Origin of the sequence: Pseudomonas sp. NPDC087817 (assembly GCF_044742875.1) — a bacterium.
Classification (GTDB): Bacteria; Pseudomonadota; Gammaproteobacteria; order Pseudomonadales; family Pseudomonadaceae; genus Aquipseudomonas.
In genome coordinates this window covers 22,949-44,491 of sequence record NZ_JBIUVJ010000045.1, presented here as the reverse complement: position 1 = coordinate 44,491, position 21,543 = coordinate 22,949, and the positions used below count along the sequence as shown (strand labels likewise).

Sequence of the window (21,543 nt, the reverse complement as noted above, 5' to 3'; positions counted from 1 at the left end):
GAAGGTCTGGGCAAGCTGCAGGTGATGATTTTCGAAGAACTGGTCGAGCACAAACTCGAGCAGCCGCACTTCATCACTCAGTACCCGTTCGAAGTGTCGCCGCTGGCCCGTCGCAACGACGACAACCCGAACGTCACCGACCGTTTCGAGCTGTTCATCGGCGGCCGTGAGATCGCCAACGCCTATTCCGAGTTGAACGACGCGGAAGACCAGGCCGAGCGCTTCATGGCGCAGGTGGCGGACAAGGACGCCGGCGACGACGAAGCCATGCACTACGACGCCGACTTCGTGCGCGCGCTGGAGTACGGCATGCCGCCAACGGCCGGTGAAGGTATCGGCATCGACCGTCTGGTGATGTTGCTGACCAACTCGCCGTCGATCCGCGATGTGATCCTGTTCCCGCACATGCGACCGCAAGCGTAAACGTTTCAGTTAAAAAGCCGCCTAAAACAGGCGGCTTTTTATTGCCTGTCTGGTACAAATGTATCAATTGGTTACTTTTGAAATAGCAGAGGAAGTCCTGTCGTGATGGTTGCAATCGCTCAAGAAGGTGCAGCGGGTATCGCCACTGCGGTCGCTGAAAGTGTTCAGTACCAGGGCCGCAAGGCCAGCCGACAGGGCAGCGAACAGCGTCGCCAGGATATTCTCGATGCGGCGATGCGCATCGTCGTGCGTGATGGTGTGCGCGCCGTGCGTCACCGCGCCGTGGCCGCCGAGGCCGGTGTGCCGCTGTCGGCGACCACGTACTACTTCAAGGACATCGATGACCTGCTCACCGATACCTTCGCTCAATACGTCGAACGCAGTGCGGCTTACATGGCCAAGCTGTGGATCAACAACGAAGGTCTGTTGCGTGAAATGGTCGTCAGCGGTGACGGCAGCCCCGAGTCGCGCTCACAACTGGCGGACGATATTGCGCGGCTGATGGCCGATTACGTGCATCGGCAACTGGTTAATCGGCGCGAGCATCTGATGGCCGAACAGGCCTTCCGTCAGGAAGCGCTGCTTAACCCGCGTCTGGCGATTCTGGTGCGTTCCCATCAGCAGATTCTGTTGCAGGGCACCTGCCAGTTGTTCCAGGTATTGGGCTCGCGTGAACCGCAGCAGGATGCCAAGGTGTTGACGGCGATTATCGGACGGATGGAATATCAGGGCCTGCTCAACGACGCCGAGCCTTTGGCCGAACAGGACATGCTCGGCATTCTGACGCGGTATATGCACCTGGTGCTCGCGTCGGTGTAATCCGCTGCGCTGATCGTTCCTCACGCTCTGCGTGGGAATGCCGCGTGGGACGCTCTGCGTCCCTTGCCGACATGACGCAGAGCGTCAGTGGATGCATTCCCACGCAGAGCGTGGGAATGATCGATCACCATGAGGGCGGCGAATGTTCATAGGGAGTTTTGAATGAAAGCCTGGCGTGGCGTGCTGATCGCCTTGTCGTTCCTGCTGCTCAGTGGCTGTCTGGTGACTTTCAGGGAGCCTCTGCCCGCCAGTGATCCGGCGCCCAAGGGCCTGCTCGGCAAGTGGTCGAGCATCAATGCCTGGGGCGAGCCGATGAACCTTGAACTGACCCGCGTCGGTAACGATCGCTATCAGGCCGTCACGTACTTCAAGGCCAAACCCCGCGAACGCGAAGCCTATCCGTTCACCGTCTCGCGCCATGGCAGCCGTTGGTATCTGTCAGCGAAAGTGCCGGCCCGCTACGGTGGCCATTACACCATCGCCGGGTTCGAACTCACCGACAAGCACGAACTGGTGGTGTACAACCTCGATCTCGAACAGATCAATCAAGCGATCCAGCAAAAAGCCCTCGACGGTCGGTCCTTCCAGACCGACGATGGCGACGGCGTGGAGGTCGACAGCAGCCTCGACAAGGTCTTCGCTTACCTCGATGATCCGGCTAATTCCGATGTTTTTGTTGAAGCGGCGCGCTATCAGCGCCAGGCTCGCGCCAAATAATTCACAGGTCAGGTTTTCTACAGGAGTTTCGGGTGGACGATTACCAGCAGTCGATACGCATATTGTCTGATCGCATCGTGCTGGCGCAGACGCCGATCCGCGTCCTCGATGCCGTCAAGTGGGACGAGAACATCCGCAAGGGCTTTCTCAAGGGCAAGGGCAAGGAAATGCCGGCGGTGGATCGCGACTACTACCTCAATCGGCCGCTGTCGTTCGATTCAAGCAAGGTCAAACTGGAATTCCAGAACATCGAGCGCGACATCACCCGCCAACTCGGCCAGTTCAACCCGGTCGGACAGATCATGCGGCGCATGTGCAAGGAGTACCGCATGGTGGTGCGCATGCTCGAAGCGCGCGGCACCGAGGATTTCGGCCTGATCTCGCAAGAGCTGTACGGCGCCGCGTCCGATGCGTTTCACGCCGGTGATCCGACCTTGGCCGACCTCGGCCTGATGATGTCCGACTATCTGAACAACATCGATGGCCGTGGCGATCTGAAGGACGAGCCGAAAATCCTCACCGCCAAAGATGCCGTGCATCTGTTGCAAACCCGCCTGAACAAGGTGTTCGGCGAGGCCGAGGAAACCATCCGCGTGTTCGAGTCCGACGGCATCGTTGCCGACGCGGCGGCGGGCGCCGACTACATCAAGATCCGCACCGATGCGCTGTTCAACGACCGCGACGTGCGTGCGCTGGAGGTGCATGAAGGCCTGGTCCACGTCGGCACCACACTCAATGGTCTGAACCAGCCGATCTGCACCTTCCTGTCCAAGGGCCCGCCCTCGTCGACGGTGACTCAGGAAGGCTTGGCGATTCTGATGGAAATCATCACCTTCGCCTCCTACCCGAGCCGCTTGCGCAAACTGACCAACCGTACCCGCGCCATCCACATGGTCGAGGAGGGCGCGGACTTCTTGCAGGTGTTCGAGTTCTTCCGCGAACAGGGCTTCGAAATGGCGGAAAGCTACGGCAACGCCAGTCGGGTTTTCCGTGGATCGACGCCGACCGGTCTGCCATTCACCAAAGACTTGTCCTACCTCAAGGGCTTTATCATGGTTTACAACTACATTCAGTTGGCCGTGCGTAAGGGCAAGCTTGAGCAGATCCCGCTGTTGTTCTGCGGCAAGACCACGCTGGAAGACATGCGTACCCTGCGTCAGTTGGTCGATGAGGGGCTTGTCGTGCCGCCGAAGTATCTGCCGGACCAGTTCCGCGACCTGAACGCGTTATCGGCGTGGATGTGTTTCTCCAACTTCCTCAACCATTTGAGCCTGGACCGGATCGAAGCGGATTACTCCAACATCCTCTAGACCACACACAAACCCCCTGTAGGAGTGAGCCTGCTCGCGATAGCAATTGAGCATTCAACATTGATGTTGTCTGATTCACCGCTATCGCGAGCAGGCTCACTCCTACAGTTTTTGACTGTATTCCAACCCGAATCTTTTGCGAGGTTTCACCGGATGAGAATCCTCGGCATCTTTTGCCTGCTCCTGACCCTCGGCGGTTGCAGTTCGCTGTTGTTCTACCCCGAGCCCGGGCAGATCTTCACCCCGGAAAAAGCCAAACTCGAATACCGCACCGTTACCCTGACAACGGCGGACGGTTTGAAACTCAACGCCTGGTGGCTACCGGCCAAACCGGGTGTGGAAGTCAAAGGCACGGTCCTGCACCTGCACGGCAACGGCGGCAATTTGCCGATGCACTTGGGTGGCAGTTGGTGGTTGCCGAAAAACGGCTATCAAGTGTTGCTGGTGGACTATCGCGGTTATGGCTTGTCCGAGGGTGAGCCTAGCCTGCCGGCGATTTATCAGGATATCGATGCCGCGTTCGCCTGGCTCGACAAGGCCCCTGAGGTCAAAGGCAAGCCGTTGATCCTGCTCGGCCAAAGCCTTGGCGGCGCGATGGCCGTGCATTGGCTGGTGCAGCATCCAGAGCGGCAGAAACAACTAAAAGCCTTGGTTCTTGACGGCGTGCCCGCCAGTTACCGCAGCGTCGGCCAATATGCCCTTAGCACCTCGTGGCTGACCTGGCCGTTTCAGGTACCGCTGTCGTGGCTGGTGCCGGATGGCGACAGTGCGATCAACTCGATGCCGCAGCTCAATGGCGTGCCCAAACTGATCTTCCACAGCATCGATGATCCACTGGTGCCGCTTTCCAATGGCATCCGCTTGTATCAAGCTGCGCCGCCGCCGCGTGTGTTGCAATTGACCCGTGGCGGTCATGTGCAGACTTTCGGCGACCCGATCTGGCGCCAGGTGATGCTGCGTTACCTCGACGATCCCGAGCACTTCAACGGCTTGCGCCGCCTCGGCGAAATCCCCAATTACCCGACACCCCCGAATGCTGAAGACGAGAGTCCGCAATGACTGAAGAACGTAACGCCATCCCACTGATCATCACCGGTATCTGCAGCATCCTCGGCACCGTCGGGGCGCTGTGGTACTACGGTTACCTGCATTTCGCCAAGCCTGAGGATGCGTTGCTGCTCAACGAATTCACCATGCTCAAGACGGTGCCGGGTGAGGACTACAAGGTTTCGCTCGACCCGGCACCGCAAGTGGCGCAGTGCATCGATGGCGTGCTGGTGTTGTTCGATACCGAGCAAAAGGGTTTGACCGGTGTACTGATCAATGCGCAGAAAAAAGCCGTGCGTTGCATGGGGCAGGAGACGCCGCAGAAGCTGGAGAAGTGATTCTGCAGGTTCAGCCCTCACCCTAACCCTCTCCCTCGGGAGAGGGGACTGACCGAGTTGTCTTTCGCTATACGCCGACCTGAAAGATTGTGTCGATTATGGATTCGGCCAAGCACTTTCAGGTCGATGTATTTCTTGAGCATCCCCCATTCGGCTCCCTCTCCCTCGGGAGAGGGGACTGACCGAGTTGTCTTTCGCTATACACCGACCTGAAAGATTGTGTCGATTATCGATTCGGCCAAGCACTTTCAGGTCGATGTACTTCTTGAGCATCCCCCATTCGGCTCCCTCTCCCTCGGGAGAGGGCTGGGGTGAGGGGCCGCGATTTCAGCTCCCACAAAAAAGCCCCGCCTGATCACTCAGGCGGGGCTTTTACATTACCGAGTAATGCTTAGTTCGAGCTCACAGCCGAACGTGGCATCACAGGCTGGTTGTCGTTGGAAATGGTCACTTCCACACGACGATTCATCGCACGACCCGAAGCGCTGCCATTCTCGGCAACCGGATATTCCTTGCCGTAGCCTTGAGTGACGATACGCGCTGGATCAACACCCATTTTCACCAGCGCAGTGCGCACGGAGTTGGCGCGACGCTCGGACAGCGACTGGTTGTGGCTGGCGGTACCGGTGCTGTCGGTGTAACCCTCGACGATCACTTTGCGATCAGGGTTTTCCTGGAGGAATTGCGCCAGTTTGTTGATGTTCACCAGACCGCTGGATTTCAGGTCGGCACGGTCGGTGGCGAACAGCACGTCACCGAAAGTCACCAGCGTACCGCGATCGGTCTGCTTGGCGTTGAGGCTGTCCTGCAGCTGTTTGATCTGCTGATCACGAGCGTCCAGACGGGCCTGGGCACGTTGCGCTGCGGCGTTCTTCAGGTTGTTTTCAGCGGTGCGCAGCGCGATGGTCTGCTTGGCCACTTCCACACGCTGGTTGGTCAGGTAGGCCAGTTGGTCAACCTTGGCGGCGTCTTGCTTGTCCAGATAAGCCTTGTCGGCTTTGTCCAGGTAGTCGCTGGCGTCTTTGGTTTCCAGAGCGGCTACTTTGCTCGCTTGCGGGTTGGCTTGCAGGCCGGCGTAGTTGGTGCGTGCCTGTTCCAGATTCGGGTTAGGCGGGGTGGAGCAGGCAGCCAGGGCAACGCTTGCAGCCAGGAGAGCGGGGATCATCAGTTGCTTACGCATAATTTGTCGTCCTTTCTATCAATAAAAGTTTCAGCTTTGCGGTCGGGATGCGCGCTTACTGCACTGGGCGCTGACTTTCCTGACGCAGTTCCTGAACACCTTTCTGGGAATCCTTCACAGCCAGTTCGGCCTTGGCGGCTTGAGCCTTGCGTTCGGCTACACGAGCGTCCCACTCGGCCTGTTCGGACAGGCGACGGGCCTCGTCATACTTCTTGTCGTGCATGGCGATTTCGGCTTGTTTCAATTTGTCCTGCGCTTGCTTCATCTCGACTGCGGCGAACTCGGTACCACCGGCGCTGACCGCGCTGTTGACCGCCGATTGGGTCACAGCGTACTGCTCGGTTGGTGGGTTACCGGCGCAACCGGCCAGTACGAAGCTGGTGCCGATTGCCAGGGCCGCCAGTTTCAGACCGCGCAGGTGGGTAAACGAGGTTTGGTTTTTCATGGTCTTCAACTCCATTAGGCATCTCCTGAAAACATCTAAATCCATCCTGGTCGAGGAGCCGAAAGCGTCGTGTGAAAGCGCGTTTTTGAAACGCTCGTTCCAGGAGTGGTTACAGCTTCCGACCGGAGGCGATTTTCAAAAGTTCAGAAAAGATGGCCTATCGCCAAAAAAAACTTTGACCGAATGGACAAGGCTCTAAAGCGGGAACTTTGACGGTTTGGAGTGGTACGCGCGGGGGAATACGACGTAGTGCTACAGGAAAAATAAAGCCCCTGTGGGAGCTGGCTTGCCAGCGATGGGGCCACCGTATTCAACGCATCTTTGACTGAAGTGGCGCTATCGCGGGCAAGCCCGCTCCCACAGGTTTAACGCAATTTCGGATCAGTGTTTCTGTTTGCCGTCTGCGGCCGAGAGGTCATGTAAATGTCGGCGCGACAACGCCAGAAACCGCGGCGTCGGCCCGACGTCTTCATACAGCGGATCACCTTCCTCATCCGTCGCCACCACGGTCGACCCCTTCACATACGGCAGGCTCGCTTCGAACTCTTCAAGCGCGGCGCCAATCAGTTCGCCGAGCAGCTCTTCGGGGTGGCGTTTGGGGTACATCTCGGCAATCGCCGCCAGGCGCGCAGCCGCTTCGACATCCAGATGAATCGTGTAGCCAGTGTCGGTCAGGCGACCCTTGGCGTTTTCTTCCCAATGCTGGGCGAGTTCACGAATTTTCATAAAAACCTCATGTCGCGCCTGCGGGTGGCAGGCCTTGGTGAGTGTCCGGCCGGGGCCGGCGGCAAGCCGTTGTGCGGCTTACTGTTGAGACTAGCTTTCGGTGACAAGGTTTAAAGTCCCTTCGTCGGCCGGCTTGTAAGAAGCGGCGCAGAGCGGCACTCTCTAGGCCATGCACTCGTTTCTAGGCCGCCCGGATTACCGCTGGAGAACTGCTGATGACCGATATTGATGCACGCTTGCGCGAAGATGTTCACCTGCTCGGAGAGCTGCTGGGCAACACCATTCGAGACCAGTACGGCGAGGACTTTCTCGACAAGATCGAGCAGATTCGCAAGGGCGCCAAGGCCGATCGCCGCGGCTCGATGGACGCCGAACTGAGCGCCAGCCTCAATCAATTGAGCGAAGACGAATTGCTCCCGGTGGCGCGGGCGTTCAACCAGTTTTTGAATCTGGCGAACATCGCCGAGCAGTATCAATTGATCCATCGTCGCGAAGAGTCGCAGCCGGCGCCGTTCGAATCCCGTGTCCTGCCGGAATTGCTTGCGCGCTTGCGCAACGAAGGCCACAGCGCCGAGTCGTTGGCCCGGCAACTGGCGCGACTGGAAATCGAGCTGGTGCTGACCGCGCACCCGACCGAAGTGGCGCGCCGCACGCTGATCCAGAAGTACGACGCGATCGCCGCGCAACTTGCCGCACAGGATCATCGCGACCTGACCACGGCCGAACGCGAGCAGATCCAGAACACCTTGCAACGGCTGATCGCCGAAGCCTGGCACACCGAAGAAATTCGCCGCACGCGACCGACTCCGGTAGATGAAGCCAAGTGGGGTTTTGCGGTGATCGAGCATTCGCTGTGGCAGGCGATTCCCAACCACATGCGCAAGGCCGACCAAGCGCTGCATGCCGCGACCGGCCTTCGTTTGCCATTGGAGGCCGCACCGATTCGCTTTGCCTCGTGGATGGGCGGCGACCGTGACGGCAACCCCAATGTCACTGCTGCCGTGACTCGCGAAGTGCTGCTGCTGGCGCGCTGGATGGCCGCCGATTTGTACCTTCGCGATGTCGATCACCTCGCCGCCGAACTGTCGATGCAACAGGCCAGCGATGCGCTGAAAGCCAAGGCTGGCGACAGTGCCGAGCCGTATCGCGCAGTGCTCAAGCAATTGCGTGAACGCCTGCGCGCCACGCGCAACTGGGCGCATGCTTCATTGACGGCGACAACGCCGGCGCCTGCCGATGTATTGCACAACAATCGCGATCTGCTCGATCCGCTGGAACTGTGCTTCAACTCGCTGCACGAGTGCGGCATGGGCGTGATCGCCGACGGGCCGCTGCTCGATTGTCTGCGCCGGGCGGTGACGTTCGGCTTGTTCCTGGTGCGTCTCGATGTGCGCCAGGACTCATCGCGGCACAGCGCGGCGATGACGGAAATCACCGATTATCTGGGCCTCGGTCGTTACGAAGACTGGGACGAAGACGCCCGCATTGCCTTCCTGAGTCGAGAGTTGGCCAATCGTCGCCCATTGCTGCCAGCGCATTTCAAACCCTCCGCCGACACGGCGGAAGTGCTCAACACCTGCAAGGAAATCGCCGCCGCACCGGGTGCCTCGCTGGGTTCCTACGTGATCTCCATGGCCGGCGCGGCTTCCGATGTGCTGGCCGTGCAGCTGCTGCTCAAAGAGGCCGGTGTAATGCGGCCGATGCGCGTGGTGCCGCTGTTCGAAACCCTCGCCGACCTCGATAACGCCGGCCCGGTGATCGAGCGGCTGTTGCTGTTGCCGGGTTACCGCGCGCGGTTGCAAGGCCCGCAGGAAGTGATGATCGGTTATTCCGACTCGGCCAAGGACGCCGGCACGACCGCAGCGGCATGGGCGCAATACCGCGCGCAGGAACGGCTGGTGGAAATCTGCCGCGAGCAGCAAGTCGAGCTGCTGTTGTTCCACGGTCGCGGTGGCACTGTGGGGCGTGGCGGTGGTCCGGCCCACGCGGCGATCCTGTCGCAGCCACCGGGTTCGGTGGCAGGGCGGTTCCGCACCACCGAGCAAGGGGAAATGATTCGATTCAAATTCGGCCTGCCGGACATTGCCGAGCAAAACCTCAATCTTTACCTCGCGGCGGTGCTTGAAGCGACGTTGCTGCCACCACCGCCGCCTACGCCCGAGTGGCGTCATCTGATGGACGAATTGGCCGCCGACGGCGTCAGCGCTTATCGTCAGGTGGTGCGGGAAAATCCGCAGTTCGTCGAGTATTTCCGCCAGTCCACGCCGGAGCAGGAGCTGGGTCGTTTACCGCTCGGCAGTCGTCCGGCCAAGCGGCGTGCCGGCGGCATCGAGAGCCTGCGGGCGATTCCGTGGATCTTCGGCTGGACGCAAACGCGCCTGATGCTGCCCGCCTGGCTCGGCTGGGAAACCGCGTTGAGCAAGGCATTGGCGCGCGGGGAGGGCGAACTGCTCGGGCAGATGCGCGAACAGTGGCCGTTTTTCCGCACGCGCATCGACATGCTGGAAATGGTGCTGGCCAAGGCAGACGCCGATATTGCGCTGTCGTATGACCAGCGTCTGGTCGAGCCGGCGTTGCTGCCGTTGGGCGCGCACTTACGCGACCTATTGTCGCAGGCGTGCACGGTGGTGCTTGGCCTGACCGGCCAGTCGCAGCTGCTGGCACATAGCCCCGATACCTTGGAATTCATCCGTCTGCGCAACACCTACCTCGACCCGCTTCATCTATTGCAGGCCGAGTTGCTGGCCCGTTCACGGCAGCAGAATGTCGAGCAGGGCAGCCCGGTGGAGCAAGCGCTGCTGGTGTCTGTGGCGGGGATTGCCGCCGGTTTGCGAAATACCGGCTAAGGTTTTTGCTGTGGCGCGCGGCACCCGCAGTCAACCTCGGGTGCCGCTTCGCGTTGAGGGGGAATGTGCCGCAAGGCGACAGTTAATGATGGGGTTGCGACTTGGGTCACCTTGTCGCGGGGGCTCGGCGGGCGTCGGTTTCTCCGACTTTTGGCGTCTTGTGTGGGCGCAGCCTGCTGTGTATCTTGATCAGCCTTTGGCCGTTTGTGCGGCCACGACCCGTATTTTTCAGGATTCGTCCCAAGCGGCGAGTCCTTTGTTTTGTAAAAGCTTTTTATAAAAAAATTGAGGAGCACATCTAATGCGCGTCATTCTGCTGGGAGCTCCCGGGGCCGGTAAAGGTACTCAGGCTAAGTTCATCACCGAAAAATTCGGCATTCCGCAAATCTCCACCGGTGACATGCTGCGTGCAGCGGTCAAGGCCGGTACTCCGCTGGGCGTTCAAGCCAAGAGCATCATGGATGCCGGCGGCCTGGTGTCGGATGACCTGATCATCGCACTGGTCCAGGATCGTATCGCCCAGCCAGACTGCGCCAACGGTTTCCTGTTCGACGGCTTCCCGCGCACCATTCCGCAGGCTGAAGCACTGGTGACTGCCGGTGTCGAGCTGGACGCTGTGGTCGAAATCGCCGTTGAAGACGAAGAAATCGTTCAGCGTATCGCCGGTCGTCGTGTGCACGAGGCCAGCGGCCGCGTTTACCACATCGTCTACAACCCGCCGAAAATCGCTGGCAAAGACGACATCACCGGCGATGAGCTGGTACAGCGCAAGGACGACACGGAAGAAACCGTGCGTCATCGCCTGTCGGTCTACCACTCGCAGACCAAGCCGCTGGTGGATTTCTACCAGAAGCTGTCGGCTGCCAACGGCAAGCCGAAGTACAGCCACATTCCTGGCGTCGGTTCGGTAGAAGCGATCACCGCCAAGGTGCTTGAAGCGCTGAGCTGAAAAAGCTGATCGGCTGCATCATCCACGGCCCGCTTGCGGGCCGTAGTTGTTTATACTGACGCACTTTTTTCCCCACCCTGTTCTGGATACATCGATGAGTACCTTGCTGGCCCTGGACACCGCGACTGAAGCTTGCTCCGTTGCTTTGCTGCATGACGGCAAGGTCACGAGCCATTACGAGGTGATCCCGCGCCTGCATGCGCAGAAGTTGTTGCCGATGATCCAGCAACTGCTGGCCGACGCCGGCACTACGCTGCAAGCGGTGGATGCGATTGCTTTCGGTCGCGGCCCGGGCGCGTTCACGGGTGTGCGGATCGCCATTGGTGTGGTGCAGGGTCTGGCGTTCGCGCTGGATCGTCCGGTGTTGCCGGTGTCCAATCTTGCGGTGCTCGCGCAGCGGGCATTTCGTGAGCATGGCGTGAGTCAGGTCGCGGCCGCGATCGATGCGCGCATGGATGAAGTGTATTGGGGTTGCTACCGCGAGACGGCTGGCGAAATGCGTCTGGTCGGCGCCGAAGCGGTGTTACCGCCGGAAGTTGCCGCGCTGCCGACCGATGCCAGCGGCGACTGGTTCGGTGCGGGCACTGGTTGGGGCTACGGTGAGCGCATCGCCGTCAACCTGACCGGCTCCGACGCCGGCATGCTGCCCCACGCTGAAGACTTGCTGACCCTGGCGCGTTTCGCCTGGGAGCGCGGCGAGTCGATTCCCGCGGATGATGCACAGCCGGTTTACCTGCGCGACAAAGTCGCCACCCCCAAAGCCCGCTGATTCACCCGGATCTTTGCTGTTCACTTGTGGCGAGGGGATTTATCCCCGATGGAGTGCGCAGCGCTCCCTCTGCATTCCTCCAGTGAAACTGCATTATCAGCATTTACGACTGCTGCGCAGCCGGTCGGGGATAAATCCCCTCACCACAAAAAGCCTCCACAAGCTTTTCCCTGAATGAATGCCTTTTCCAAATTCTGCCAATCGTCAGTTTCCAACCCCGCGCTTTAAACCTTTTGCGCTTTATGTGTTCTAGTTATCACTCGGCAGTTTGCTAAGTCGGTCAAGTGCCGCTAAATTGCCATCATCGATACCGAGCATGAATTTATGCGTATAGACGGCCTCTCCTCTCAGTCCTACCCGATCAAGCGCAAGCCTCGCAAAGGCAATCCGGCGCTGGATGAATCCGTCGACGATATCGATGGCGAGGTGGAATTCCCGACTGAAGAGCAACTGGCCGCCCGCGCTGCCAAAGCCTCTGCCCAACGCCTGTCCAATCTGCCTGCCCGTCAGCAAGACATGATTTATCACCGCGCGATGAAAAAGAGCGTAGCCATGGCCCTCGCCAGCTATCTGAGCACCGCCGGATTTGTCGATTGGGATGCGGACGTGCTGGGCCTCGATCTGTACATCTGATGGATCTGCCTTACTACCTCGGTTGTCCGTCCTGGAGCGAAAACGCCTGGCGCGAGTATCTGTACCCGGAAGACGCCAAAACCTCCGACTTTTTGGGCCTCTACTGCCAGGTGTTCAACGCCGTTGAAGGCAATACGACTTTCTACGCCAGTCCTTCGCCGACCACCGTGCAGCGTTGGGCCGAAATCATGCCTGCGCATTTTCGCTTTACCGCCAAGTTTCCCGGTGACATCAGCCACAGTGGCGACTTGCGCGATCAACTGACCGCCGCCGACACCTTTGTGCAATTGCTCAAACCCCTCGGCGAGCGTGTAGCGCCGCTGTGGCTGCAACTGTCGAAAAGCTTCACGCCGCATCGGCTGCCGGAGCTGGCGGCGTTCATCGATGCGCTGGATTGCCCGTTGGCGGTCGAAGTGCGGCATGAACAGTTCTTCGCCAAGGGCGAGAGCGAGCGGCTGCTCAATCGCCTGCTGCTGGACCGTGGCGTCGAGCGTATCTGCCTCGATCCGCGTGCGCTGTTCAGTTGCCTGTCGACCGAGTCTTCGGTGATCCACGCACAATCGAAAAAGCCGCGGGTGCCGACGCGTCCGGCGGCGTTCACGCAGTTCCCGCAAGTGCGCTTCATCGGCCATCCCGAACTTGAAGCCAACGATCCGTTCCTGGTGCCGTGGGTGGCGAAAATCGCCGAGTGGATCGAAGAGGGCCGCACGCCCTACATCTTCCTGCACACCGCCGACAACCTGTTGGCGGCGAAGCTGGCGCAACGATTTCACGCACAACTGATGCAACGTTTGCCTGGCCTGCCATCTCTGCCTGAGCTATACAGAGAACCCGCCGCGGAGCAACTTGGCCTGCTCTGAGGCGAACTCGTTTTTCTGCCCGGGAGCCTGCCGATGGATGCCACTGCCCTTCAAGAACAAGTCCGTAAAGCCCAAGCCTTCAAAGCCCTGCATGAGCGCCCGGGGATTTTCGTCATTCCCAATCCGTGGGATGCCGGCTCGGCGAAGATGCTCGCCAATCTGGGGTATCAAGCATTGGCGACCACCAGCGCCGGTTATGCGTTTTCCCAGGGCAAGGCCGATGGAGCCTTGAGTCTCGATGACACCTTGGCCAACGTTCGCGCGATTGTCGCGGCGACCGATTTGCCGGTGGCGGTGGATCTGGAAAACGGTTTCGCCGATGACCCGGCCGAGTGCGCGAAGAGTTTGCTGCGAGCGGCCGAGGCGGGCGCGGTGGGTGGTTCGATCGAGGACGCCACGGGACGTGCAGACGCGCCGATCTATTGCTTCGAACACGCCGTGGCGCGCATCGAAGCGGCCGTTGCCGCTGTGCGCACGCTGCCATTTCCCTTCCTGCTGACCGCCCGCGCGGAGAACTATCTGCACGGCAATCCTGACATCAACGACACCATTCGCCGCTTGCAGGCTTTCGCCGAGGCCGGGGCCGACGTGCTATATGCGCCAGGTTTGCGCAGTGCTGAAGAAGTCCTGGCAGTGGTGCGCGCAGTCGCGCCGAAACCGGTCAACGTGTTGATGTCCGGCGGGCTGAAACTGACCGTGCAGCAACTTGAAGAAATCGGTGTGCGGCGGATCAGCACCGGTTCGGCGCTGGCGCTCGCGGCGTTCGGTGAGTTCTTCCGCGCCGCCGAAGAAATTCAGCAGTCCGGCACTTTCGGCTTCACTTCAAAGTCGATGCCTTACGCCAAGGCCAACCAGTTTTTCAAAGGCTGAGCATGGCGCGGTGGATTGCGCTGGTCGTTCTGCTGATGTTTGGCGCTGCCATGGTCAGTGTCTGGCGCGGCTGGCTGGAAGTGCCGCCGCAGTGGAATCCGTGGGCGCCGCTGGATGTGAAAGCCACGCCCAACTGGCTGACCGGTTACAAGCTGATGCGTTTACGCAGCGACCCCGAACTCTGCGCCCAGGCACTGCGCAGCTCGGCGTTGCGCGTGACGCCGCAGTCCGACAGCCCGGATGCCAAGTGTCCGCTGATCGGCGCCTTGCGCGTGCAGGGCGGCGAAGTCGCGTTCAGCAGCAGCTTCCTCGCCAGTTGCCCGCTGGCAGTCGCCTACGCTCTGTTCGAACGCCATACCCTGCAACCCGCCGCACAGTCCGTTTACGGCGAGAAAGTCGTGCGCCTCGATCACCTCGGCAGCTTCGCCTGCCGCAATATCTACAACCGCGAAAGCGGCGCACTGAGTCGTCATGCCAGTGCCGATGCGTTGGATATCGCTGGCTTTCGGCTGGCGGATGGCCGAACCATCAGCGTGCTCAAGGACTGGCCGAAGCAGAATCAGGACGCGCAATTTCTCCGCAAGGTGCGCGACGGCGCCTGCGAAGCGTTCAGTGTGGTGTTGAGTCCGGATTACAACGCTGCCCATCGCAATCATTTTCATGTCGATGTCGGGCGCTGGAGCGTGTGTCGCTGAGGGTCAGGCGGCGATGCGCAGGTTTTGCAAAACGATCGGGCGCGCCCAGCCGTTATCGAAGTCCAGGGCTTTCTGCTGCTCGACGATTTCTTCCGGCGGGAATGGTGGGTACGGCTTCTGCAGCAGATCGAGGTCGAATTCGGCAATCGGCAGGTACAGCGGACGCTTTTGCGGCGCAGCACCCGGTTCCGGAATCGGTTGGCCGTTGTTCATCACGATCGGGCGAACCCAGCTGCTGTCGAAATCCTGCTGCGACTGTTGAGCCTTGAGCTCTTCTGGCGGGAACGGTGGGAACGGCTTGTCCAGCAGCTCCGTTTCGAACTCGGCGATCGGCAGGAACAACGGCTCTGGCGGACGCACTTCGGTTTCGACGACATTGCATTCGCGCTGCTCGATGATGTGCGCGTGCAACTCGCTGCCCACGGTCGGCTCTTCAGTGCTGTTCAGGTCAACCGGAGGAAACTTGCCGCAGGCAGGCACCACTTCACTCGTCTGTTCGGCCAGCGCCTGGGCAAAGAAATCCTGCCACAGGTGACTGACGCCGCTCAGTGCTTGAGTGTTTTGACGGCTGAAATCGCCATGGGGCGAAATGTAGCCAATCGATGTGGGAAGAATGCCTGACATTTTTTTCGGTTGACGCTCAGCTCTGGCAAAATGCGCGTTGATTGGGTTATCGGCGGTTTTTGCCGATCCTTAACTTTTTTGAGCGTGTTTTCCATGATTGAGCAACCCGCGGCCTGCCGCATCCATGTCGAAGCCCTCGGCCCGACGTTTGAAGCGCAAGCCGAGCAGTGGGCCGCACGCCTGGGCCTGCCGTTGCAAATGGCCGACGGCGAGTTCGCCTTGCAGGTCGGTGAGCAGGGTTTGCAGCTCCAGCAACTCGGCCCGGATGCACCGGGGCCGGTGCGCGTGGACTTCGTCGAGGGCGGCGCGGCGCATCGGCGGTTGTATGGCGGCGGTAGCGGGCAGATGATCGCCAAGGCTGTCGGTATCGCCCAAGGCGTGCGTCCGCGGGTACTGGATGCCACGGCGGGGTTGGGCAAGGATGCGTTCGTGCTGGCCAGTCTTGGTTGCGAGATGAGCCTGATCGAGCGCCAACCGCTGATCGGTGCGTTACTGGAGGATGGTCTGGCGCGTGGCGCGGAAGATTTCGATGTGGCGCCGATTGTGGCGCGGATGAAATTGCTCAAGGGCAACTCCATCGAGGTCATGCGCAACTGGGAAGGCGAGCCGCCGCAGGTGATCTATCTCGACCCGATGTTCCCGCATCGTGAGAAAACCGCGCTGGTGAAGAAGGAAATGCGCCTGTTCCGCCCGCTGGTCGGGGATGATCCGGATGCCCCGGCGCTGCTGGCAGCGGCACTGGCATTGGCGACCCATCGTGTGGTGGTCAAACGCCCGCGCAAGGCGCCGTGTATTGAAGGGCCTAAGCCGAGTCATGCGCTGGATGGTAAATCCAGCCGGTATGACATCTACCCGAAGAAAGCGCTCAAGCCTTGAGACCGAGTCGCGCCTATCGCTGGCAAGCCAGCTCCCACAGGTTTTGGTGGTGTGCACACAATATGTGATCACTCACAGCTCTCGCAGAGATTTGGATGTGCACACAATTGGTGATCACACTCTGATCCCTGTGGGAGCTGGCTTGCCAGCGATGGCGTCAGTACAGACGCCGCAGAAACTAGGGTCTGTAAGCCCGCATAAACAACCCCACCACTTCCTGCACATGGCTCTCTGAAGCCTCTTCGCTCAGCGGCTCGCCGCAGCCATACAACAGACGAAAATTCCCCGCGCCTTTGATCAGGCAGAAGAAATGCTCGGCCGCATTACGCGGCAGGTCGATGCTCAGTGCGCCCGTCTCGTGGATGCGCGTCAACAACCGCTCCATGCCCTGCACCATGCGCTGCGGGCCCGCTTCAAAGAAGATCAGCGACAGATTCGGATCCTGACTGCCGAGCGCCATGATCAAACGATGCAGATTCACCGACTCATCGCTGTTGATCAGTTGGTGAAAGCCTCGCGCAATGTTCAGCAACACATTTTCCACGGCAATGCCTTCCGGCAATTCGAAGAACAGCGGTGGCAGTTGCTCCTCGCATTTGGCCATCACGGCGGCGGAAAACAGCGTCTCCTTGTCGTTGAAATGGCTGTAGACCGTCAGCTTCGACACGCCGGCCTCGGCAGCGACCGCGTCCATGCTGGTGTTGGCATAGCCGTGACTCAGAAAAAGAATTTTCGCCGCGTCGAGGATCGCCTGGCGCTTGGCCAGATCCTTGGGGCGGCCCGGGCCGTTTGGAGCTGAAAGATTGTTCGACATTCTTCGCTTTTAATACTGGACTGGTGAGTTTGCTATTAATAACATACCGGCCAGTATAATTATTCCAAGCACCATTAGCGAAAGGTCCGTCACCATGTTCCGCCATGCGTTGTCCTTTGCGTTGCCAGCCGGTCTGGCATTTTTATTATCGGCATGCGGTCAGGAAGAGGTGACGCAAGTGGCCGTGCGACCGGCCATGGTGGTTCAGCCAGAGCCTTCGGCGCAGGCGATGGAAAGTTATCCGGGCGAAGTCCGCGCCCGTTACGAGCCGAGTCTGGCGTTCCGCATCGGTGGCAAAGTCAGCCGACGACTGGTTGACGAAGGCCAGCGCGTGAAGGCCGATCAGCCACTCGCCGAACTCGATCCGCAGGATGTGCGCCTGCAACTGGAAGCCACTCGCGCCCAAGTCGCTGCTGCCGAAGCCAATCTGAATCTGGTGCGCGCCGAGCGTGATCGCTACAAGACCTTGATGGATCGGCAGATGGTCAGCCGCTCCGCGTACGACAACGCCGAGAATCTCTACCGCTCCGGCGAAGCCCGTCTCAAGCAAATCAAAGCCGAATTCAACGTGTCGACCAATCAGGCCAGTTACGCGGTTTTGCGTGCGCCACAGGATGGCGTGGTGGCCCAGCGTTCGGTGGAAGTCGGCCAGGTCGTCGCGGCCGGGCAAACTGTATTCACCCTCGCCACAGACGGCGAACGTGAAGTGTTGATCAGCCTGCCGGAGCAGAGTTTTGGCCGCTTCAAGGTCGGGCAACCGGTGACGGTCGAGTTGTGGACGCAGCAGAACCAGCGTTTTGCCGGGCAGATCCGCGAGCTGTCTCCCGCCGCCGATCCGCGCTCTCGCACCTTCGCCGCACGCATTTCCTTCACCAGCGGCAAAGTCCCGGCCGAGCTCGGCCAGAGTGCCCGGGTGTTCGTGCAGTCTGCCGATGTCGTGCCGCTGTCCGTTCCACTGTCTGCGCTGACCGCTGAAAACGGCGCGACCTACGTCTGGGTCGTCAACGCCAACAACACGCTGAAGAAAACGCCCGTGCGCGTCGGCCCGTTCGGCGAGAAAACCGTGCCGGTGCTTGAAGGTTTGAACGCCAGCGATTGGGTGGTCGCCGCTGGCGTGCATGTGTTGCTCGAAGGGCAGCAGGTGCGTCCCGTGGATCGCTCCAACCGTGTCGTCAAGCTGGCGGACAAGGAGTAAGTCCCGATGCGCTTCAACCTTTCCGAATGGGCGTTGCGTAATCGCCAGATCGTACTGTTCGTGATGCTTTTGCTGGCGATCGTCGGAGCGTTGTCCTACACCAAACTGGGTCAGAGTGAAGACCCGCCGTTCACCTTCAAGGCCATGGTCATCCAGACCCGCTGGCCGGGTGCGACCGCGCAGGAAGTTTCGCGCCAGGTCACCGAGCGTATCGAAAAGAAGCTGATGGAAACCGGTGAGTACGAACGTATTGTTTCGTTCTCGCGTCCCGGTGAATCGCAGGTCACCTTTATTGCCCGCGATTCGATGCATTCCAAGGAAATCCCCGACCTCTGGTATCAGGTGCGCAAGAAAGTCGGCGACATCCGCCAGACCTTGCCGCCGGGCATTCAGGGACCATTCTTCAACGATGAATTCGGCACCACGTTCGGCAATATCTACGCGTTGACCGGCGACGGTTTCGACTACGCCGTGCTCAAGGATTACGCCGATCGCATCCAGATTCAGCTGCAACGGGTCAAGGATGTCGGCAAGGTCGATCTGCTCGGCTTGCAGGACGAAAAGATCTGGGTCGAACTGTCCAACGTCAAACTCGCCACCCTCGGCTTGCCGCTGGCGGCGGTGCAGCAGGCGCTGGAAGAGCAGAACGCGGTATCCACTGCCGGCTTCTTCGAAACCAGCAGCGAGCGATTGCAGCTACGGGTTTCGGGGAATTTTCAGACAGTCGATGAGATAAAAAACTTTCCGATCCGGGTCGGCGATCGTACGTTCCGCATCTCCGATGTCGCCGACGTGCGTCGCGGTTTCAACGATCCACCGGCGCCGCGCATGCGTTTCATGGGCGAAGACGCGATCGGTCTGGCCGTGGCGATGAAGGACGGCGGCGACATTCTGGTGTTGGGTAAAGCGCTGGAAGGCGAGTTTTCGCGCATCCAGAAAAACCTCCCGGCCGGCATGCAGTTGCGCAAGGTTTCCGACCAGCCAGCGGCGGTGAAAACCGGGGTTGGCGAGTTCGTCCAGGTGCTGGTCGAAGCGTTGGCGATTGTGTTGCTGGTGAGCTTTTTCTCACTCGGCGTGCGCACCGGCATGGTCGTCGCGCTGACGATTCCGCTGGTGCTGGCGATGACCTTCGCTTGCATGTATTACCTCGGCATCGGCCTGCACAAGATTTCCCTTGGCGCGTTGGTGCTGGCGCTGGGGCTGCTGGTGGACGACGCGATCATTGCCGTGGAAATGATGGCGATCAAAATGGAGCAGGGCTTCGACCGGATCCGCGCGGCGAGCTATGCCTGGACCAGCACGGCGTTTCCTATGCTCACCGGTACTCTGATCACCGCCGCAGGTTTCCTGCCGATTGCCACGGCGCAGTCGGGCACCGGCGAATACACCCGGTCGATCTTTCAGGTAGTGACCATTGCGCTGCTCGCGTCATGGGTGGCGGCGGTGATGTTCGTGCCGTATCTGGGGGAAAAGCTCCTGCCGGATCTGGCGAAAATTCATGCGGCCAAACACGGCACGGCTGATGGTCAGCCGGATCCTTACGGCACGCCGTTCTATCAGCGGGTTCGTCGTTTGGTCGAGTGGTGCGTGGCGCATCGCAAGACCGTCATCGTGCTGACAGTCGGGCTGTTTATCGCCTCGGTGATGTTGTTCCGCTTCGTGCCGCAGCAATTCTTCCCGGCTTCAAATCGGCTGGAACTGATGGTTGATCTGAAACTGGCTGAAGGCGCTTCGCTGGCGAACACCACGGCTGAGGTCAAGCGCCTTGAAGCGATGCTCAAGGAGCACGCCGGTATCGACAATTATGTGGCGTATGTCGGTACGGGCTCGCCGCGTTTTTATCTGCCGCTCGATCAGCAGTTGCCCGCAGCGAGCTTTGCGCAATTTGTGGTGCTGGCGAAAAACATCGAGGAGCGTGAAGCCTTGCGCAGCTGGCTGATCGACACCCTCAACGAACAATTCCCGGCGCTGCGCTCGCGGGTCACGCGCTTGGAAAACGGTCCGCCGGTTGGCTATCCGGTGCAGTTCCGTGTCACTGGCGAGCACATCGAGGAAGTCCGTGCTTTGGCGCGCAAGGTTGCGGCCAAGGTTCGCGAGAATCCGCATGTGGTTAACGTGCATCTGGATTGGGAGGAGCCGAGCAAGGTTGTCTACCTGAACATTGATCAGGATCGCGCCCGGGCGCTTGGCGTGAGCACGGCCAATCTGGCGAAATTCCTGCAGAGTTCGTTGACCGGGTCCAGCGTCAGTCAGTACCGCGAAGACAATGAGTTGATCGAGATTCTGCTGCGCGGCACGGTGCATGAGCGCACCGAGCTGTCGTTGTTGCCGAGTCTGGCGGTGCCGACGGATAACGGTCGCAGTGTGGCGTTGTCGCAGATTGCCACGCTGGAATACGGCTTTGAGGAAGGCATTATCTGGCACCGTAATCGTCTGCCGAACGTGACTGTGCGGGCGGACATTTATGGCAAGGAGCAGCCGGCGACGCTGGTCAAGCAGATCATGCCGACGCTGGATTCGATTCGCGCTGAGTTGCCGGATGGTTATCTGCTGGATGTCGGCGGCACGGTGGAGGATTCGGAGCGCGGGCAGAAGTCGGTGAATGCCGGGGTGCCGATGTTCATTGTCGTGGTGCTGACGCTTTTGATGGTGCAGTTGCGCAGTTTTTCGCGTACGGCGATGGTGTTTTTGACGGCGCCGTTGGGGTTGATCGGGGTGACGTTGTTTTTGATAGTGTTCCGGCAGCCGTTCGGGTTTGTGGCGATGTTGGGGACGATCGCGTTGTCCGGGATGATCATGCGTAATTCGGTGATTCTGGTGGATCAGATCGAGCAGGATATTGCTTCTGGGCTTAAGCCTTGGCAGGCGATTATCGAGGCTACGGTGCGGCGTTTTCGGCCGATTGTGTTGACGGCTCTGGCGGCGGTTTTGGCGATGATTCCGTTGTCTCGGAGTGTGTTTTTTGGGCCTATGGCGGTGGCGATCATGGGGGGGTTGATTGTTGCGACTGCGCTGACGCTGTTGTTTTTGCCTGCTTTGTATGCGGCTTGGTTCAGGGTTCGGCGGGAGGCTTGATTTTTTTTGGCTTGGCGGCCTTCGGGCCGACCAGTTTCTTGGGTTTTGGGTGAATATCCGTTTCTGCGGGTGTTGCCGCTGGCGGTTTCGCTCTTACAGCGAGTCACCTTTTCCAAACGCCGAAAAGGTAACCCAAAAGGCTTTGCCCTGACGTTCGGCCCTCGCTGTGGCTCGGGTCCCTTCGTTACGGGATTGATCCGGGGGCATCGCCTCCGGTTTGCTTCGCTGCACCTCCTCTCGATGTGTTCGACTTCGTCGAACGGTCGCTGCGCTCCCACCCCGGATCAATCCCTCCACTCAGCCTGCCGACGGGCTCTAAGATCAAAAGCCGC

At 59.9% G+C, this 21,543-nt stretch carries 21 protein-coding genes; 16 read left to right on the top strand and 5 right to left on the bottom strand.

Features of this window, described 5'->3' with window-relative positions; translation table 11 throughout:
* The 6 genes from ACIONG_RS22465 to ACIONG_RS22440 all read left to right on the top strand — a co-directional run.
* Positions 1–423, top strand: a 423-nt coding sequence (locus ACIONG_RS22465; RefSeq protein WP_401302753.1) for an amino acid--tRNA ligase-related protein, incomplete at its 5' end; no start/stop codon positions are given.
* A 105-nt stretch (positions 424–528) separates the two neighbouring features.
* On the top strand, positions 529–1,242 hold the full coding sequence (locus ACIONG_RS22460) for a TetR/AcrR family transcriptional regulator (protein WP_401302757.1): 714 nt from the start codon (positions 529–531) through the stop codon (positions 1,240–1,242).
* A gap of 162 nt (positions 1,243–1,404) precedes the next feature.
* Positions 1,405–1,959 carry a hypothetical protein gene (locus ACIONG_RS22455; protein WP_103303070.1) on the top strand — a complete coding sequence of 185 codons (555 nt, stop codon included), beginning with the start codon at positions 1,405–1,407 and terminating at the stop codon, positions 1,957–1,959.
* 32 nt (positions 1,960–1,991) lie between these two features.
* Entirely contained in the window at positions 1,992–3,269 is a 1,278-nt protein-coding gene (locus tag ACIONG_RS22450) for a flavohemoglobin expression-modulating QEGLA motif protein (RefSeq protein WP_103303069.1), read from the top strand.
* Positions 3,270–3,422: 153 nt separating this feature from the next.
* Complete coding sequence (locus ACIONG_RS22445; RefSeq protein ID WP_315448822.1) at positions 3,423–4,328, top strand: alpha/beta hydrolase; 906 nt, start codon at positions 3,423–3,425, stop codon at positions 4,326–4,328.
* Positions 4,325–4,654: a hypothetical protein gene (locus ACIONG_RS22440; RefSeq protein ID WP_401302751.1), complete on the top strand. Its 330-nt coding sequence runs from the start codon at positions 4,325–4,327 to the stop codon at positions 4,652–4,654. The genes ACIONG_RS22445 and ACIONG_RS22440 overlap by 4 nt, the downstream gene beginning before the upstream one ends.
* A 391-nt stretch (positions 4,655–5,045) precedes the next feature.
* Here ACIONG_RS22440 and ACIONG_RS22435 read toward each other — a convergent pair whose 3' ends face one another.
* The 3 genes from ACIONG_RS22435 to ACIONG_RS22425 all read right to left on the bottom strand — a co-directional run bounded on the left by ACIONG_RS22435 (position 5,046) and on the right by ACIONG_RS22425 (position 7,005).
* Entirely contained in the window at positions 5,046–5,834 is a 789-nt protein-coding gene (locus tag ACIONG_RS22435) for an OmpA family protein (RefSeq protein WP_016983302.1), read from the bottom strand.
* Between the two features lie 55 nt (positions 5,835–5,889).
* Positions 5,890–6,294 (bottom strand): DUF4398 domain-containing protein, encoded by a 405-nt coding sequence (locus ACIONG_RS22430; RefSeq protein WP_103303066.1) that lies wholly within the window; start codon positions 6,292–6,294, stop codon positions 5,890–5,892.
* Between the two features lie 366 nt (positions 6,295–6,660).
* Entirely contained in the window at positions 6,661–7,005 is a 345-nt protein-coding gene (locus ACIONG_RS22425) for a pilin assembly protein (RefSeq protein WP_103303065.1), read from the bottom strand.
* Between the two features lie 215 nt (positions 7,006–7,220).
* Between ACIONG_RS22425 and ppc the strand changes: the two genes are divergently transcribed.
* The 7 genes from ppc to ACIONG_RS22390 all read left to right on the top strand — a co-directional run bounded on the left by ppc (position 7,221) and on the right by ACIONG_RS22390 (position 14,627).
* The gene (ppc, locus tag ACIONG_RS22420; RefSeq protein ID WP_401302749.1) at positions 7,221–9,851 is read left to right on the top strand and encodes a phosphoenolpyruvate carboxylase; all 2,631 of its coding nucleotides are present in this window, start codon (positions 7,221–7,223) and stop codon (positions 9,849–9,851) included.
* Between the two features lie 301 nt (positions 9,852–10,152).
* Positions 10,153–10,800, top strand: a complete 648-nt coding sequence (gene adk, locus ACIONG_RS22415) for an adenylate kinase (RefSeq protein WP_103303063.1) — start codon at positions 10,153–10,155, stop codon at positions 10,798–10,800.
* A gap of 94 nt (positions 10,801–10,894) precedes the next feature.
* A complete protein-coding gene (gene tsaB, locus ACIONG_RS22410) occupies positions 10,895–11,569 on the top strand; it encodes a tRNA (adenosine(37)-N6)-threonylcarbamoyltransferase complex dimerization subunit type 1 TsaB (protein ID WP_103303062.1) in 675 nt (224 codons plus the stop codon).
* 324 nt (positions 11,570–11,893) lie between these two features.
* Positions 11,894–12,202: a hypothetical protein gene (locus tag ACIONG_RS22405; RefSeq protein ID WP_103303061.1), complete on the top strand. Its 309-nt coding sequence runs from the start codon at positions 11,894–11,896 to the stop codon at positions 12,200–12,202.
* The gene (locus tag ACIONG_RS22400; protein ID WP_401302746.1) at positions 12,202–13,062 is read left to right on the top strand and encodes a DUF72 domain-containing protein; all 861 of its coding nucleotides are present in this window, start codon (positions 12,202–12,204) and stop codon (positions 13,060–13,062) included. The genes ACIONG_RS22405 and ACIONG_RS22400 overlap by 1 nt, the downstream gene beginning before the upstream one ends.
* A gap of 33 nt (positions 13,063–13,095) precedes the next feature.
* Positions 13,096–13,932, top strand: coding sequence for an oxaloacetate decarboxylase (locus ACIONG_RS22395; protein WP_401302744.1), 837 nt, complete (start codon positions 13,096–13,098; stop codon positions 13,930–13,932).
* 2 nt (positions 13,933–13,934) lie between these two features.
* Positions 13,935–14,627 (top strand): extensin family protein, encoded by a 693-nt coding sequence (locus ACIONG_RS22390; RefSeq protein ID WP_401302742.1) that lies wholly within the window; start codon positions 13,935–13,937, stop codon positions 14,625–14,627.
* A gap of 3 nt (positions 14,628–14,630) precedes the next feature.
* On the opposite strand, the gene ACIONG_RS22385 is transcribed toward ACIONG_RS22390, so the two are convergent.
* Positions 14,631–15,251 (bottom strand): energy transducer TonB, encoded by a 621-nt coding sequence (locus ACIONG_RS22385; protein WP_213027682.1) that lies wholly within the window; start codon positions 15,249–15,251, stop codon positions 14,631–14,633.
* Positions 15,252–15,344: 93 nt separating this feature from the next.
* Between ACIONG_RS22385 and ACIONG_RS22380 the strand changes: the two genes are divergently transcribed.
* On the top strand, positions 15,345–16,127 hold the full coding sequence (locus ACIONG_RS22380; RefSeq protein ID WP_401302739.1) for a class I SAM-dependent methyltransferase: 783 nt from the start codon (positions 15,345–15,347) through the stop codon (positions 16,125–16,127).
* A 178-nt stretch (positions 16,128–16,305) separates the two neighbouring features.
* Here the strand turns inward: ACIONG_RS22380 and ACIONG_RS22375 are convergent, their stop codons facing one another.
* A complete protein-coding gene (locus tag ACIONG_RS22375) occupies positions 16,306–16,941 on the bottom strand; it encodes a TetR/AcrR family transcriptional regulator (RefSeq protein WP_103303055.1) in 636 nt (211 codons plus the stop codon).
* Positions 16,942–17,035: 94 nt separating this feature from the next.
* On the opposite strand from ACIONG_RS22375, the gene ACIONG_RS22370 reads away from it, so the two are divergent.
* A complete protein-coding gene (locus ACIONG_RS22370) occupies positions 17,036–18,136 on the top strand; it encodes an efflux RND transporter periplasmic adaptor subunit (RefSeq protein ID WP_401302737.1) in 1,101 nt (366 codons plus the stop codon).
* Between the two features lie 6 nt (positions 18,137–18,142).
* Positions 18,143–21,211, top strand: a complete 3,069-nt coding sequence (locus ACIONG_RS22365; RefSeq protein WP_401302735.1) for an efflux RND transporter permease subunit — start codon at positions 18,143–18,145, stop codon at positions 21,209–21,211.
* The last annotated feature ends 332 nt before the right edge of the window (positions 21,212–21,543 follow it).

What these genes read in the sequence shown, in the direction of transcription:
- ACIONG_RS22400 (WP_401302746.1), top strand. Translation starts at nt 12,202, where the DNA reads ATGGATCTGCCTTACTACCTCGGTTGTCCGTCCTGGAGCGAAAACGCC.
- ACIONG_RS22445 (WP_315448822.1), top strand. Translation starts at nt 3,423, where the DNA reads ATGAGAATCCTCGGCATCTTTTGCCTGCTCCTGACCCTCGGCGGTTGC.
- ACIONG_RS22405 (WP_103303061.1), top strand. Translation starts at nt 11,894, where the DNA reads ATGCGTATAGACGGCCTCTCCTCTCAGTCCTACCCGATCAAGCGCAAG.
- ACIONG_RS22455 (WP_103303070.1), top strand. Translation starts at nt 1,405, where the DNA reads ATGAAAGCCTGGCGTGGCGTGCTGATCGCCTTGTCGTTCCTGCTGCTC.
- ACIONG_RS22395 (WP_401302744.1), top strand. Translation starts at nt 13,096, where the DNA reads ATGGATGCCACTGCCCTTCAAGAACAAGTCCGTAAAGCCCAAGCCTTC.
- ACIONG_RS22380 (WP_401302739.1), top strand. Translation starts at nt 15,345, where the DNA reads ATGATTGAGCAACCCGCGGCCTGCCGCATCCATGTCGAAGCCCTCGGC.
- ACIONG_RS22435 (WP_016983302.1), bottom strand. Translation starts at nt 5,834, where the DNA reads ATGCGTAAGCAACTGATGATCCCCGCTCTCCTGGCTGCAAGCGTTGCC.
- ACIONG_RS22440 (WP_401302751.1), top strand. Translation starts at nt 4,325, where the DNA reads ATGACTGAAGAACGTAACGCCATCCCACTGATCATCACCGGTATCTGC.
- ACIONG_RS22375 (WP_103303055.1), bottom strand. Translation starts at nt 16,941, where the DNA reads ATGTCGAACAATCTTTCAGCTCCAAACGGCCCGGGCCGCCCCAAGGAT.
- ACIONG_RS22390 (WP_401302742.1), top strand. Translation starts at nt 13,935, where the DNA reads ATGGCGCGGTGGATTGCGCTGGTCGTTCTGCTGATGTTTGGCGCTGCC.
- ACIONG_RS22425 (WP_103303065.1), bottom strand. Translation starts at nt 7,005, where the DNA reads ATGAAAATTCGTGAACTCGCCCAGCATTGGGAAGAAAACGCCAAGGGT.
- ACIONG_RS22370 (WP_401302737.1), top strand. Translation starts at nt 17,036, where the DNA reads ATGTTCCGCCATGCGTTGTCCTTTGCGTTGCCAGCCGGTCTGGCATTT.
- ACIONG_RS22460 (WP_401302757.1), top strand. Translation starts at nt 529, where the DNA reads ATGGTTGCAATCGCTCAAGAAGGTGCAGCGGGTATCGCCACTGCGGTC.
- ACIONG_RS22365 (WP_401302735.1), top strand. Translation starts at nt 18,143, where the DNA reads ATGCGCTTCAACCTTTCCGAATGGGCGTTGCGTAATCGCCAGATCGTA.
- ppc (WP_401302749.1), top strand. Translation starts at nt 7,221, where the DNA reads ATGACCGATATTGATGCACGCTTGCGCGAAGATGTTCACCTGCTCGGA.
- ACIONG_RS22430 (WP_103303066.1), bottom strand. Translation starts at nt 6,294, where the DNA reads ATGGAGTTGAAGACCATGAAAAACCAAACCTCGTTTACCCACCTGCGC.
- tsaB (WP_103303062.1), top strand. Translation starts at nt 10,895, where the DNA reads ATGAGTACCTTGCTGGCCCTGGACACCGCGACTGAAGCTTGCTCCGTT.
- ACIONG_RS22385 (WP_213027682.1), bottom strand. Translation starts at nt 15,251, where the DNA reads ATGTCAGGCATTCTTCCCACATCGATTGGCTACATTTCGCCCCATGGC.
- adk (WP_103303063.1), top strand. Translation starts at nt 10,153, where the DNA reads ATGCGCGTCATTCTGCTGGGAGCTCCCGGGGCCGGTAAAGGTACTCAG.